Genomic DNA, 13,588 nt, shown 5'->3' with positions numbered 1-13,588 from the left:
CTCCTCAGACACGCGCACTGTATTACACGATTCGTAATTCGTGTATCGTGAGACGCACGACAGTGGCTCGGCACGAGGAGGAGCGATGGACGCGACCGGATCCCCGTCGCAGGTGTGGCAGACCAGCCCGAGCTTCGCCCTCGCCCGGCTACGCGCCGGGCACCACCGGTTCCGGGCCGGCGGCCTTCCCGTCCCGTCGGCCGGCGCGACACCGGTGGCCGCGGTCCTGTCGTGCGCCGACCCGCAGCCCGAGGCCGTGACCGTGTTCGGCGGCGTCGACGTCTACGCGGTCCGCACCGCCGGCCTGCAGGTCGGCCCGGCCGCGCTGGGGAGTCTGGAGTACGCGGTCGCGCGCCTCGGCGCACCCCTGCTGGTCGTGCTGGGCCACGCCTCCTGCTCCCTGGCGGGCGGCAGCGGGCCGGACCGGGTACGCGCCACGCTCACCGCCCTGCGCCGCCGGTCTCCCCTGCTCGACCAGGCCGTCCACTCCGGCCGCTGCGGCATCCACGGCATGATCTGGCACGACGCGGACCGCCTCCTCAACGAGGTGCGGCCCGTGCTGCCACCGCCGGCCCGGCGGGCCTGCCGCCTGCGGCCACCGAACAACGCGTCGATGCGGTCGCACTGAGTGGGGCGATGCCCCATCAGGGGTTGCACACCGGGCACGCACCGGGGTCCGCGGCGCCGCCCACGGGCCGGCGCGAGCGGTACGCGCACCTGCCGCATCCCGAGACCAGCAGCGCGTCGTGGGCGGTGGGCGTGCCGCAGTCGCGGCAGGGTAGTCCCGGCTCGGTGCCGACCAGGCCGAATCCCGGCGCCGCACAGGTGGGACAGGGCGTGGCGAGACGCCGGGCCAACCGGTCGGCGGCGGCGGCGATGACCCGCATCCGGGTCGGATTGACGTGGGCCCGCAGGTCCGCGCCGAGCACGGCGGTGCCGTCGGCGGAGTCGAGGGCGGCCCGCCGGACGGCGACGAGGACGTCGGCGAGCCGGCGGAGTCCCTTGACCGGCCGACCGGGCCCGGCCGCGGGCCGGACGACGACCGCGTGGTGCGGGAACCCGGCCCGGCGCAGGAACGCGAGCACGGCGCCGCGGTCCCGACCGTCGGTGACCACCTGGCCGTGGTTGGTCTCGACGCTCAGAGCGCTCTCCACCAGGGTCAGACCCGACCGGTCGTCGACGAGCGCCACGTACTCCACGTCGGCAGGAGTCCAGGGAGCCGCCGGGTGCGGGCCGAACGCCCCTTCGCTGGCCAGCCCGACCACGGACCCGGTCGCGGCCATCCCGAGCCGGGCCTTGCGCACCACGGTCTCCCGCGCCGAGCCGACCCGCCGCACCTCGCCGGTGAACGTACCGAGCGCGTCGGTGTCCACCGGCGCCACCCGCACACTCATCCCGAGCCGTCGTCGCAGCAGCGGACGCAGCGCCCACTGTTTGCCGTGCATGGTGGCCAGGCAGGCCACCACGCCATGGAACGGTGACGCCTCCACACCACCGATCCTACCCGGGATAAGAAGTAGGATTCCGGAATTCGGTTACGTATCGGCCGGAATTCGGTTACGTATCGGAGCGGTCGCCCGGGCTGTGGTGTCATCGTGGTGACGTAGCGGTACCGGTCGCCGGCGGCGCCCGGGTGGTCGAGGTCGATCGGGATCCACTGGGCGTCGGCCGCCCCGCAGGTCCGGAAAAGGCCGGCGCAGCAGTCGCCGTTGTTGCAGTCCGGAGTGCCGGCGTCGGATCCTCGGCCCGCACCGGCGCGGCGGCGGTGACGATGCCGATCCGGGTCCGGCCGGGGCCACCGGCCAGCCGCACGATGTCCTCGTAGATCTCCCGGTTGTCATCGGCGAGCGCGCCGCCACAGCGACACCTGACATCGCATCCGGGTCCAGCCACGCCCGGCGGAAGGGGGTCGCCGGTGTCGTCCGGTCTCCACGTGGGCCTGCCCCTGCCAGGCACCGGCACCGGCACAGCGGGCCACCACCGTCGCCTCCGCGGCTGTGGCCTGCCGATGCCACCGCTCCACCGGCAGGCGGCGGCTGGGCCCGTCCGCAGGCACCAGCCAGTGCACGTCTCCGGCGGGGTCGCGTAGCGGAGGCGAATCCGTCCCCGTTCACGCGCGTACCACCATGTCGCGACGCACGGCCTCGACCTGGCGGGCGAACCGGCCGTCCGGGACCGCCGACGCCACGGCGTGCGCGTCGGACCAGTCGTCCACGTCCCGCAGCACGGGCAGCGGCACGGGGCGTAACCCGCGTCCGGTCAGCGCGGACCATGTCGATCGGCCCGTGACCGGCGTCGACATCGGCACCGCCCGTAGCATCACGGCCTGCCGGGGGTCGCGCAGCCCGAGCGCCCACCAGCCGCCGTCGTGGGCGAAGCCGAGCGCCGCGTCGGCATCTTCGAGCCGGCGCACGGCGGCGGCCAGTGACGCCGGGGTCAGTTGCGGGGTGTCCATCCCGATCTGCAGCACCCAGCGGCCGGGGAACATCTCGGCGACGTCGAGGTGGGCGTGCGCGAGCCGGTCGGCGAGGTCCGTGCCGCGCTGCGGCAGAACCGACCAACCGGCGAGGGCGGCGGTCAGCTCCACGCCGTCCACGGCTTCCGCGAGATGTCCGGCCAACGCCAGAACCGGCGTCACCCCTGGTGTCCCCCGGACGGCGTCCAGGGTGTCGAGCAGCGCGGCGGCGGCCAGCAGGGCGGCCTGGACGGGAGTCACCGGCGGGCACAGCCGGGTCTTCACCAGACCTGGCACGGGCGCCTTGGCCATCACCAGTACGACGGTCACCGCGACTTCCGGACGGTACGCAACACGGCGGCGAAGTCTCGGGTGGCCCGCAGGGTGCCCCGTACCGAGCCGGAGACCTTGGAACGGGTGCCGGCAGCGCGCGGTGCGTAGGTGACGTCCACCTCGTGGATGCGCCAGCCCGCCGCGGCGGCTCGGATCAACAGCTCCAGCGGATAGCCGAAGGCCCGGTCGGTGACCCCAAGGGCGAGCAGCGCCTCCCGGCGCGCCACCCGCATCGGGCTGAGGTCGCGCAGCGGCATGCCCCGGTGCCGCAGCAGCGCGGCGACCAGCGCCGTGCCCGCCCGGGCGTGCCAGGGCCACACCCCGGCGCCGACCGGTCGCCGACGGCCGACGGCCAGATCAGCGACCCCGTCGGCGACGAGGGCGACCAGAGCGGGTAACTCCCGGGGAGCGAAGGAGCCGTCGGCGTCCAGCACGCAGACCAGTTCCGTGTCGGCGGCCTCGACCCCGGTGTGCACGGCCGCTCCGTACCCGCGCCGTGGTTCGTGCACCACCCGGGCCCCGTGCCGGGCGGCCACCTCGGGTGAGCCGTCGCGCGACCCGTTGTCAACGACGATCGCCCGGTACCCGGGCGGCAACGCGGTCAGCACGGCGGGCAGAGCAGCGGCCTCGTCCAGGCACGGCAGCACCACGTCGATCTGTGTCGGCATACCGCCGACGCTAGGGCCGCCCGACGGCGGTGCGCGCTCGATTCAACCTTACGGAACACTTACCGTGCCGACACTCCTTACCGTCCGGTGACGTACCGGCGAAGCGGCTGACAGCGGAGGAACCGAGCCGTACCGTCCGGTCGACATGAGACCCGGTGCCACCGTTTCCCGCTCGTCCGTCCACCACCGCCTCCCGGATCGACACCGGGGGGACCTGCTGGTGCTGGGCGTCGAGGCGACGCTGCTGGTCACCGCCGTGGCGGTGGGCGCGATGCTCAACCGCGCCGGAGTGGGCCTGCACGCCGACGCCGCGCCGCTCTACGCCACCTGGAGACCGCACCTGGGCTGGGGCACGCCGGCCGCGTTGGCGATCGCCGTCGCGGTGGTCGGCCCCGGAACGCAGTGGGCCCGCACCGCCCGGTGGGGCCCTCTGCTGTCCGTCGGCTACCTGGCGGCGGTCGGCTGGACGCTCGCCCTGGCGCTGGTGGACGGCTGGTCGGCGGGGCTGACGACACGGCTCACCGCGCAGGCGGAGTATCTGCACGAGGTACCCCGGGTCACCGACGTCGGGCGGATGCTGGCCGGTTTCGCGGACCGCATCCTGGACTTCCAGCCGGACTCCTGGTCCACCCACACGGCCGGCCATCCACCAGGTGCCCTGCTGGTGTTCGTCGCACTCGACCGGGTCGGCCTGGGCGGTGGCACGGCCGCGGCGATGGCCTGCGTCCTGGTCGGGGCGAGCGTCGTGGTGTCCGTGCCGATCGCCCTACGGGCACTGGGCGCCGGAGGGGCCGCCCGCACGTCGTTGCCGTTCCTGGTGCTGCTGCCCGGAGCGGTCTGGGCGGGTGCCTCCGCCGACGGTCTCTTCGCCGGGGTAGTGGCCGCCGGCCTCGCGCTGCTGGCCGTGCGGGGAACCGCGACCGCGTTGGCGGGCGGCGTGCTGCTCGGCTTCGCGCTGTACCTGTCCTACGGCTTCGTGCTCGTCGCGCCCCTGGCTCTCGTCGTGCTCGCGCTGCGTCCAGGAGGCCGGGTTGCCGCGCTGCTCGCCGGTGCGACCGGGGTGGCCACTGTGGCGACGGTGTTCACCGTCGCGGGTTTCCACTGGTGGCAGGGGTACGACCGGGTGGTCGAGCGCTACTACCAAGGCTGGGCGGCCGACCGTCCGTACGCCTACTGGGTCTGGGCGAACCTGGCGGCGCTGCTGCTCTCTGCCGGTCCGGTCGTCGGACCGGCACTGCGCCGCACTCTGCACGCGGCCCGCCGGGCCTGGCGAGGGTGGGACGGTTCCCCGGCACCGGCCGCTTGGACGCCCGGCACCGGCAGACCAGCACCTGGCGGTGACCCGCTGACCCACGTCGCGGTGCGGAACCGGCGGCTCGGCGCGCTCGCGCGACGGGTCGGGACACTGGGGCCGACCGTTCTGCTACCGGCCGCCGCGGTGCTGGCGGTGCTCGCCGCCGACCTGTCGGGCATGAGCAAGGCGGAGGTCGAGCGGATCTGGCTACCGTTCACGGTCTGGCTGCTCGTCGCCGTGGCGCACCTACCCGCCGCGACGCACCGCTGGTGGCTGGCCGGGCAGGCGCTCACCGCCCTCGCCGTCAATCACCTCGTGTTCACCGTCTCGTGAGCCGCCCTGCCGCCGGTGGCGGGCCGGGGCGGCCCGCTCAGACCGACACGGCGGCGCGTTCCCGCAGCGGATCCGTGGCGAAGGCGGCCACCCCGTCGGCGAAGCTGACCCGTGCGGTGTATCCGAGCAGCTCACGTGCGCGGCGAGGGTCGGCGACCACGTGCCGCACGTCGGCCGGCCGGGCACCGCCGACGACCACCGGCGCCGGACCGTCCATCGCCGCTGCCAAGGCGGTGGCGAGATCACCGACTGTGTGCGGCCGGCCGGAGCAGACGTTCACCGGCACCAGGCCGTCCGGAGCCGGAGCGGTCAGCGCCAGCACGTTGGCGCGCGCAACGTCGGAGACGTGCACGAAGTCGCGCTGCTGCAAGCCGTCCTCGTAGAGGCGCGGCGGCCGGCCGTGGGCCAGCGCCGACCGGAAGATCGACGCGACTCCGGCGTACGGCGTGTCGCGGGGCATCCGGGGGCCGTACACGTTGTGGTAGCGCAGTGCCCAGACCCCCGCCCCGGTCTGCCGGCTCCACGCGGCGGCCAGGTTCTCCTGGGCCAGTTTGCTGGCCGCGTAGGTGCTGCGCGGTTCGAGCGGGGCGTCCTCCGGCACGAGCGCGCTGGCGAGTGCGCCGGCGCAGACCGGGCAGGTGGGGTCGTACCGGCCGACGGCGACATCGGCGGCGCGGCGCGGGGCCGGCCGGACGACGCCGTGCCGGGCGCACGTGTATCGCCCTTCGCCGTAGACGACCATGGAACTCGCCAGCACCAGGCGAGACACGCCGGCCCGGTGCATCGCTGCCAGCAGCACCGCCGTGCCGTAGTCGTTGTGGCTGACGTAGTCGGGCGCATCCGACGGGTCCAGCCCGTGCCCGACCATCGCCGCCTGGTGACACACGGCGTCGACGCCCGCCAGCAGATCGTCGAGCAGGTGCGCATCGCGGATGTCGCCGACGACCGGTTCATGGCGGCGGAACCACTCGGGCGGCTCACTCCCGTGCGCCTGGGGCAACAGCGCGTCCAGGCACACCACCTGATGGCCTTGCGCGACGAGCAGGTCCGCGACCTGCGATCCGATGAACCCGGCGGCGCCGGTGACGAGTACCCGCATTGCGTCACGCTAGGTCAGCGGAGAAGCCGCCGGGGCTCGTTCGGCTCCGACGTCAGCACTTCGTAAGGGGGCGGCCGGTAAGCCTTCGGTAATGCGGCAAAGCCCGCCCGAGGGCGCCGTTGCCGGTTAGCGTCCTGCACGAAGCCCGTCGCGTCCGGTCCGACGGCCTCGCCGACTGGAGGAACCGTGCCAGCCGACCCGCCGTCCGACGAACCACCTGCCGCCTACCCGGCGCGGCTGTGGCGTACGTTGGACCGGCATCGCCCGCCCGGAGCCGACGCCACCGCCGACGCGTGGCGCAGTCCGGTGCGTGGTCCCTGGCTGACGTCCGTGTTCGGCGTCGTCCTGCTCGCCACGCTTCCGTTGGTGATCATCACCGGTTTCCTGGACTGGATCGCGTACGGTCCCCGGCTCGGCCAGGCATTTCCCAGCGACGTGGGCTGGCTGCACCCTCCCGTCTTCGACTGGCCGACCCGTCCCGCCTGGCTGTTCCGGCTCACCCAGGGACTGCACGTGACGCTCGGCATCGTGCTGCTACCGGTGGTCGTGGCGAAACTCTGGTCAGTGGTACCCAAGCTGTTCGACTGGCCGCCGGCCCGGTCCGTGGCCCAGGTGCTCGAACGGCTCTCCCTACTGCTCCTGGTGGGCGGAATCCTCTTCGAGACGGCCACCGGCCTGCTCAACATCCAGTACGCCTACCTGTTCGGATTCGACTTCTACACCGCGCACTGGTACGGCGCCTGGATCTTCACCGCCGCCCTCGTCGCGCACGTGCTGATCAAGCTTCCTCGTACGATCTCCGCGCTGCGCGGCCCGCGCTTCATGCGTACGACGGCGGAGGAGACAGTGCCGGAGCCGCCGGATCCGGACGGGCTGGTGGCCCGCCGGCCCGGCCCGGCGACAATGAGCCGGCGTGGCGTCCTCGCCCTGACCGGGGGCGGCGCGTTGCTGCTGGCCGCGCTGACCGTCGGGCAGGGCCTGGACGGGGTGCTGCGCCGTACCGCGCTGCTGCTACCGCGGGGCCGGCAGCACGACGACGGACCCAATGGTTTCCCGGTCAACCGGACCGCCGCCGCGGCCGGTGTCCGACCCGACGACACCGGTGCTCAGTGGCGGCTGACGGTGCGCGCCGGCAGCCGCACGGTGGAGGTGGACCGCGACGGCCTGCTCGCGATGACGCAGCACACCGCGGACCTGCCGATCGCCTGCGTGGAGGGCTGGTCGACGACGCAGACCTGGACGGGGGTACGGCTACGGGACCTCGCGGCGCTGGTGGGCGCAGCCGGCAGCGCCGTGGCGCGGGTCGAGTCGCTGGAACGGGGCGGCCTGTTCCGTCAGGCCCGGTTACAGGTCAACCAGGTCCGCCACCCCGACTCGCTGCTCGCCCTGAGAGTCAACGGCGTGGACCTCTCGGCCGACCACGGCTACCCCGCCCGCGTCGTCGTGCCGGCGCTGCCGGGCGTGCACTGCACGAAGTGGGTCCGCGACATCACCTTCGAGGACCAGCCTGATGACTGAGTTCCGGCGTGACTACGGCGCCGCGCCCTGGCACCTGCTGCTCCTGCTGGGCTGCTTCGCGGTGACCGGCTGGATTGCTCTGCGGCTGGCCGGAGAACCGGCCGCCGGCCGGATGCTGCTCTGGTTCGTCGGCGCGGTCGTCGCCCACGACCTGCTCCTGTTCCCTTTCTACGCGCTGGTCGACCGGGCGCTGCGCGCCGCGGTGTGCGGCCCCGGGCGCCGATCGGCGCTGAATCACGTGCGGGTGCCCGCGCTCGCCTCCGGACTGCTGCTGCTCGTCTATCTTCCCGGCATCCTCGGGCTCGGCGGCGACACGTACACGGCGGCGACCGGCCTGACCCCGCAGCCGCTGCTGGCCCGCTGGCTGCTGGCCAGCGCAGCGATCTTCGCGGTCAGCGCGGCGTTCTACGCGCTGCGGCACCGTCGTGGCACGCTGCGTCCGCAGCGACGCCGGACTCCAGGACGAGCAGCCCGTCGACCACCGGCGGAGACGTGAGAATCAGGTGATCCGGCGCGACCAGGGGCCGGTCCGACATCCGCTCATGTCCGGTCCTCGTAGCACTTCCCTGCCCGGTGCGGACGCCTTGACCGCTGGCGTTCTCGCCCTCGCCGCCTGCGGCGCCGCGGCGCGGGTATCGGCCGCTCGGCGTGGTCAGAGGCCGGCGGCGGCGTCGTACCGGCGCCGCAGGTCGGCCATCTCCGACGGGGGCAACGCCTCCCTGAGTGCCAGGACCTCGTACTTGTCGGGGAACATCTCCCGTAGCCGGTCGACGAACCTGACGTCGGCGGTCGCCTCGACCACCTTGATGCCGGGAGGCTGGGTGGTCATGTCCATGATCACCGGGCCGACGAGTTTGACCGCCCCGTCCCAGTGGCGCTTCTGTTCGGCGACGCCGCAGAGGTGGAAGCCGTAGACCGTCCGGACGTCGGCCAGGGTGGCGGCCCCGGTGGGCTCGTGGCCGTAGACATGGACTCCGCAGACGACCGCCGGCGCGGCCTGCTCTCCGGCCGGCACCTGCGGGGCGGTGTGCCCGGCGTGCTGGTGATGTGCCGGGTCCGCCTGCTCGAGGGTCGTACGCATCCGGGCCAGGATCTGCCGGCGGAGATCTGCCGGGTCCGTCCTCGGGTGGTCGAGGTGACCACGGCGGCCACACCGATCGACGCGGCCAGCAGGCACACCTCGATCCACACGACGCGGCTCCGGTACCAGCCGCCGACGCCTACCCGGGAAGTCATGATCGTTCTTCACCTCGTCGCGGTTCCTGATGGTGGCGGAGGGCACCGACGGTGGGGTGGCGCGTGCCGCGCCACCCCACCGCAGATGCTGTTACCGAGCGGTGCAGGTGAGGGTGGGTGTGGAGTTGGTGCCGTTCCAGGAGGCGTTGAAGCCGAAGCTGGTGGAGCCGTTGGCGCTCAGGGAACCGTTGTAACCGACGTTCGACGCGGTGACCGACGAACCGCTCGAGGTGACCGTCGCGTTCCAGGCGTTGGTGATGCTCTGGCCGTTGGGCCAGGTCCATGCCACCGTCCATCCGGAGATGGCGGCGTTGCCGGCCCGGACGGTGACCTCGGCGCCGAATCCACCGGACCACTCGTTGGTCTTGCGGTAGGTGGCGGTGCAGGCACCGTTTCCGGCCGGCGGCGGCGTGGTGGGCGGCGGAGTCGTCGGCGGCGGGGTGGTGGGCGGCGGCGTGGTGGGCGGCGGGGTCGTCGGCGGCGGGTTGCCGCCGCCGCCGAAGATCACGTCACTGCAGAGGTAGTACGGCTGGTCGAGGTGGGACGCCTGCCAGATGGTGTAGACGACGTGCCGCCCGGTGCGGTTGCCCGCGTTCACCTGCGCCTCGTAGAGCCCGGTGGTCGGGTAGCTGCCGGTGCGGAGCACCAGTTCCAGGCTGTTCCAGGTGAGGGGCTGGGTGGTCGGGTCGAAACCCTGCTTCGTGATGTAGATCAACATGTAGTCGGCGCCGTGCTTGGCGCCGTCGGTCAGCGTGAGGGTGAAGTTATTCGGCATCGGCTTCGCGGTCCACGCGCCGACCGCGTCGAGCGAGGCGTACAGGCCGCCCTGGGTGCGACCGCCGCTGCACAGCTGTCCGTCCGGCACGGCGGCCTGGTGGTTGCCGCCGACGTTCTCGCGGTACAGGCCGTTCCAGTTCCACATGGTGTTCGGGTTGGCCTGCCACGCCTGCCAGCACATCGGGTCGGTCTGGGCCATGGTGGGGTTGAGGTGATCGGAACCCCAGCGCTCCCAGCATCCGTAGTTGCGTGTCGGCGGGTTGGTGACCGATCCGTGCGCCGAGGCCGGATCGGCCTGGTTGACGACGACCATCGTGAACGAGGCGAGGAGAACTGCGACCGCGCCCAGTCCCAGACGGCGTCCTGTCCGTGAGATTTTCATGATGCTCCAGTGGATGCGCCGGCGCCCAGTGGCCCTCGCTGGGTGCCCACCCCGGAGAAGGTGACGCCGATCGATTCAAGCCGTCCCAGGGGTGGACGGCACTGCTGCCCAGCAGCGCATGGCGACTCCCAGCCACGATGTTAGTAAAGACGGCTGTCAATGTAAATTGATACCGGCGTATCGGGTCAGACCGCGAGGGCCGCGCGTACCTCACGCTCCGCCGTTACTCCCCCTCGCCGTGCGAGGTGACCCGGCCGGATTCGAGGACGTGGTAGCGGTTCGCCGGATACCGCTGGTCAGACGACGGTCACGATGACTTTCCCGAGGGCTCGGCCCTCTCCGACGTGGGCCAACGCCTCGGGCACCTCATCGAGGGTGAAGGTCCGGTCGATGTGGATGGTGAGGTCACCCGTGGCGCAGAGGTCGGCCACCGGTTCGAAATGCGTCGGCCCTTCCTTGACGGCGAGCACACCCAGGCGGCGGTGGGTGAGCCGGCCGGCCGCGGCACCGATCGTCAGTACGCGGAGCAGCGCCGGGACCGAGCCGCCGACGCACCGGTAACGGCCGCCGGGGGCCAGTGCCCGGCGGTAGTCGAACACCGACCGGTGCGCGACCAGGTCGAGGATGAGGTCGTACGGGCCGCTGCGGGTGAAGTCCTGGCTGCGGTAGTCGATCACCTCGTCCGCGCCGACCGATCGCATGAAGTCGAGCTTGCCGACGTTGTCGACGCCGGTCACCTCGGCGCCGAACCGCTTGGCGACCTGAATGGCGAATGAGCCGGATCCGCCGCCGGCACCGTTGATCAGAACCCGTTTTCCGGCTGCCGCGCCTTGAGTCCCTTGCCATGCGATGACTCCCGCCTGCGGAATCGCTGAGGCCTCGGCGTAGGTCAGGGCGGCGGGCTTGTGGGCCAGAACCGACTCGGGAGCGATCGCGTACTCGGCGAAGCCGCCCTTGAGCATGAGGTTGTCACCGTACACCGCGTCACCGGGCCGGAACCGGGTGACCGCCGGGCCGACCGCATCGACCCGGCCTGCGATGTCCGAACCGAGTGTCCGGCGTGCCGGTGAGCGCAGCCCACCGATGCGCGAATACAGCGGCGAGCCGCGCAGGGTCTCCCAGTCGCTCAGGTTGACCGAGGTCGCTGCGATCTTGACGAGCACCTGCCGGCCGGTGGGAGACGGCTTGGAGACGTCCTCGATCCGTAGCACATCCGGCGACCCGTACCGGTCGTACACAATCGCTCTCATCCACGCACCCCTAGCCCTTCACCCAGGCGCTCCGGCCGCACTATGCCCACGGCCTGCCGGCAACGGCCTCTTGGTAGCAGACAGAGACAAGGGATCAACCGCCTCCACGTATGGGACGTTGCGCAAGGATCAGAGCGTCGCCAGCACCCCGGCCAGAACGACCAGGCAGCACCCGATCTCGATCATCCCGACCTGCACAGGGCGGAGCCGGCGTGCCGGCAGCAGCGCGGCCCGGAGCAGGAGCAGCAGGAAGACCGGACCGAGCAGCACATCCAGCAGCCAGACCACGGCGGCCAGGGCGAGCACGTGGTATCCGACGGAGAGACGGAGGAAGCGGCTGTCACCGCGTTGCCGGATCATCGTCTTGACATAGAGGACAGTGCCGAACAAGTAGAGCAGGAGCACCGCGAAGGCCGGGGTGACCCGGGTGACGGACACACCGGCGATGGTCGCCGCGACGAAGACCAGCAGGCAGCTCTGCGCCACCGAGGCCAAGTCGTTGAGCAGGGCCCGTTCCCGGCGACGCCAGGCGTATCCGGCGTTGACCGCCAGCAGCGCGGCGTAGCCCGGGGCGTACCAGAGGACGGCGGGCCGGGCGAGCGCCACGGTCGCCGCGAGCGGCGCCGCCAGCAGGCCGTACACCAGCAGCTGGGGGGTGAAGCGGCTCGGCCGACGGCTCTTGATCGCCTGGAAGGCGTAATACGACAGCAGGTAGCCGGTCAGCCAGGCGCCGAGCAGCGGCAGGTGCGGCCAGCGCGGGCCGGCCAAGGCCACCCCCACGGTGTACGGCAGCAGGAGCATCGCCCACGCGCCGTGCTGGGGTGGGACGAACTGCCGCACGCGGCGGCGGCGCGTTACCGGGCGGTCGGCTACGACAGCGGTGTTCATGGTGGTCACCGGACCTCGAACAGGCCACGGGCGCCGCGCTCGGCGTCGACCATGGCGTGGCTGACGAACGGGTAGTGCCCGGCTGCGGGGAAGACCGTCTCCACGAAGCCGCCACCGGCCGGGGTGAGGGACAGCACCTGGGCTCCGCCGGGGTCGGTCGGCCGGTTCTCCCAGTGCCCCTCCCGGTAGACGGTGTCGAACTGGGCGCCGACGATGTGGAACGAGCTGTCTCGGTTGGGGCCGGCGTCGAGCAGCCAGATTCGGACCCGTTCACCGGCCCGGGCGGGTAGTGGACGGTGCGCGTACTGGGCGGGGTAGCCGTTGAAGACGACGGCGTCGGGGCGCTCCGCCTGCATCGCGGCCAGGTCGCCGGGCTCGCCGTCCGGGCCGAGATAGAGCTCGGACTGGACGAGCACGTACTCGCGATCGACGCGGGGCAGGTCGGGCGGGTCGACGATGACCGCACCGTACATCCCGTTGCCGATGTGGTGCAGCATCGGCATGGTCGAGCAGTGGTACATCCAGATGCCGGCGCGGGTCGCGGTGAACCGGTAGGTCAGCCGCTGCCCGGGGTCGATCGGGCGCATCACCTCGTCCGGGGCGACGGCACCGGCGTGGAAGTCGATGCCGTGGTCCAGGGTGCCGTCGTTGACCAGGGTGATCTCGAAGGTGTCGCCGACCCGGCCGCGCAACACCGGGCCGGGCACGGTTCCGTCGAAGGTCCACAGCCGCTGCCGTACCCCGGGCACGACCTCCCGGACGACTTCCCGGACGTGCAGCTCACGCCGGTGCAGCCGGCCGGGCGGCGCGGGCGGCGCGGTGGCGTCCCGGGCGACGAAGGCCGCGCCAGGGTCGGCCATGGCATCGAGGCGCGGCCTCGTCCCCTCCGTCGCCACGGCCGTCCCTGTCGGAGCGGTCACCGTGGCCCCCGTCGGGACGATCCGCAGTGTCATGCCGGCCTGCCGGTGGGCGGGCAGGGAGCACCAGCCCTCCACCGTCGCCCCGATCACGCCGGCGTCCAGCCGGGCGTCGCCGCCCCGCGTCAGCAGCGGTGTCCTCGCCCCGGAGGCCAGGACGAGGTCGTGGCGGCGGTTGTCCCGGTTGGTCAGCTCGATGACCAGTCGATCGCCCCGGGGCACGTCGATCCGGTCGGGGTGGAAACGCATGCCGTCTGCGACCACTGTGACCGTGGTGGTGTGCCCGGTCGGAGTGACGGCGGTGGCGGCGGGGACGGGTGCGTCACCGGAGACGCGTTGGGCGGCGACCCCGACGAGGACGGCGACGAGGACGAGGGCGAGACCCACGGCTGCTCCGCCGAGCGGGCGGGGCACGGGGGCGTCGGTGCGCGCGGACAC

Annotated in this window: 12 protein-coding genes and 1 pseudogene; 4 read left to right on the top strand and 9 right to left on the bottom strand. The window is 72.6% G+C overall.

Annotation, left to right across the window (positions count from 1 at the left end; all coding sequences use genetic code 11):
- The first annotated feature begins 85 nt into the window (after nt 1-85).
- Entirely contained in the window at nt 86-628 is a 543-nt protein-coding gene (locus tag FB455_RS15290; protein WP_145753774.1) for a carbonic anhydrase, read from the top strand.
- 16 nt (nt 629-644) lie between these two features.
- Here the strand turns inward: FB455_RS15290 and FB455_RS15285 are convergent, their stop codons facing one another.
- From FB455_RS15285 to FB455_RS15275, 3 genes are all read right to left on the bottom strand, one after another.
- The gene (locus FB455_RS15285; RefSeq protein ID WP_145753772.1) at nt 645-1,490 is read right to left on the bottom strand and encodes a DUF6671 family protein; all 846 of its coding nucleotides are present in this window, start codon (nt 1,488-1,490) and stop codon (nt 645-647) included.
- A 620-nt stretch (nt 1,491-2,110) separates the two neighbouring features.
- On the bottom strand, nt 2,111-2,785 hold the full coding sequence (locus FB455_RS15280) for a TIGR04282 family arsenosugar biosynthesis glycosyltransferase (RefSeq protein ID WP_030268161.1): 675 nt from the start codon (nt 2,783-2,785) through the stop codon (nt 2,111-2,113).
- Nucleotides 2,782-3,456: a glycosyltransferase family 2 protein gene (locus tag FB455_RS15275; RefSeq protein WP_145753770.1), complete on the bottom strand. Its 675-nt coding sequence runs from the start codon at nt 3,454-3,456 to the stop codon at nt 2,782-2,784. Before FB455_RS15275 ends, FB455_RS15280 begins: the two co-directional genes overlap by 4 nt.
- Nucleotides 3,457-3,601: 145 nt before the next feature.
- Here FB455_RS15275 and FB455_RS15270 point away from each other — a divergent pair, with 145 nt between their 5' ends.
- On the top strand, nt 3,602-5,083 hold the full coding sequence (locus FB455_RS15270) for a hypothetical protein (RefSeq protein ID WP_071094348.1): 1,482 nt from the start codon (nt 3,602-3,604) through the stop codon (nt 5,081-5,083).
- 37 nt (nt 5,084-5,120) lie between these two features.
- Here FB455_RS15270 and FB455_RS15265 read toward each other — a convergent pair whose 3' ends face one another.
- Entirely contained in the window at nt 5,121-6,182 is a 1,062-nt protein-coding gene (locus FB455_RS15265; protein WP_145753767.1) for an NAD-dependent epimerase/dehydratase family protein, read from the bottom strand.
- A gap of 186 nt (nt 6,183-6,368) precedes the next feature.
- On the opposite strand from FB455_RS15265, the gene FB455_RS15260 reads away from it, so the two are divergent.
- Together FB455_RS15260 and FB455_RS15255 are read left to right on the top strand one after the other, a co-directional pair.
- A complete protein-coding gene (locus tag FB455_RS15260; protein WP_145753764.1) occupies nt 6,369-7,700 on the top strand; it encodes a molybdopterin-dependent oxidoreductase in 1,332 nt (443 codons plus the stop codon).
- Nucleotides 7,693-8,196: a hypothetical protein gene (locus FB455_RS15255; protein ID WP_071094346.1), complete on the top strand. Its 504-nt coding sequence runs from the start codon at nt 7,693-7,695 to the stop codon at nt 8,194-8,196. Before FB455_RS15260 ends, FB455_RS15255 begins: the two co-directional genes overlap by 8 nt.
- Before the next feature lie 156 nt (nt 8,197-8,352).
- Here the strand turns inward: FB455_RS15255 and FB455_RS15250 are convergent.
- From FB455_RS15250 to FB455_RS15230, 5 genes and pseudogenes are all read right to left on the bottom strand, one after another.
- Nucleotides 8,353-8,936: pseudogene (locus FB455_RS15250) on the bottom strand (hypothetical protein).
- Nucleotides 8,937-9,027: 91 nt separating this feature from the next.
- Nucleotides 9,028-10,095 (bottom strand): lytic polysaccharide monooxygenase auxiliary activity family 9 protein, encoded by a 1,068-nt coding sequence (locus FB455_RS15245; RefSeq protein ID WP_013287101.1) that lies wholly within the window; start codon nt 10,093-10,095, stop codon nt 9,028-9,030.
- A gap of 296 nt (nt 10,096-10,391) precedes the next feature.
- Nucleotides 10,392-11,258, bottom strand: a complete 867-nt coding sequence (locus FB455_RS15240) for an NAD(P)-dependent alcohol dehydrogenase (RefSeq protein ID WP_357089644.1) — start codon at nt 11,256-11,258, stop codon at nt 10,392-10,394.
- A gap of 216 nt (nt 11,259-11,474) precedes the next feature.
- Nucleotides 11,475-12,233: a YwiC-like family protein gene (locus FB455_RS15235; RefSeq protein WP_013476254.1), complete on the bottom strand. Its 759-nt coding sequence runs from the start codon at nt 12,231-12,233 to the stop codon at nt 11,475-11,477.
- Between the two features lie 5 nt (nt 12,234-12,238).
- The gene (locus FB455_RS15230; protein WP_145753760.1) at nt 12,239-13,588 is read right to left on the bottom strand and encodes a multicopper oxidase domain-containing protein; all 1,350 of its coding nucleotides are present in this window, start codon (nt 13,586-13,588) and stop codon (nt 12,239-12,241) included.

Source organism: Micromonospora sp. CNZ296 (genome assembly GCF_007827635.1).
This window is presented reverse-complemented; position numbering and strand designations above follow the sequence as displayed.

What these genes read in the sequence shown, in the direction of transcription:
- FB455_RS15270 (WP_071094348.1), top strand. Translation starts at nt 3,602, where the DNA reads ATGAGACCCGGTGCCACCGTTTCCCGCTCGTCCGTCCACCACCGCCTC.
- FB455_RS15235 (WP_013476254.1), bottom strand. Translation starts at nt 12,233, where the DNA reads ATGAACACCGCTGTCGTAGCCGACCGCCCGGTAACGCGCCGCCGCCGC.
- FB455_RS15255 (WP_071094346.1), top strand. Translation starts at nt 7,693, where the DNA reads ATGACTGAGTTCCGGCGTGACTACGGCGCCGCGCCCTGGCACCTGCTG.
- FB455_RS15275 (WP_145753770.1), bottom strand. Translation starts at nt 3,456, where the DNA reads ATGCCGACACAGATCGACGTGGTGCTGCCGTGCCTGGACGAGGCCGCT.
- FB455_RS15265 (WP_145753767.1), bottom strand. Translation starts at nt 6,182, where the DNA reads ATGCGGGTACTCGTCACCGGCGCCGCCGGGTTCATCGGATCGCAGGTC.
- FB455_RS15245 (WP_013287101.1), bottom strand. Translation starts at nt 10,095, where the DNA reads ATGAAAATCTCACGGACAGGACGCCGTCTGGGACTGGGCGCGGTCGCA.
- FB455_RS15290 (WP_145753774.1), top strand. Translation starts at nt 86, where the DNA reads ATGGACGCGACCGGATCCCCGTCGCAGGTGTGGCAGACCAGCCCGAGC.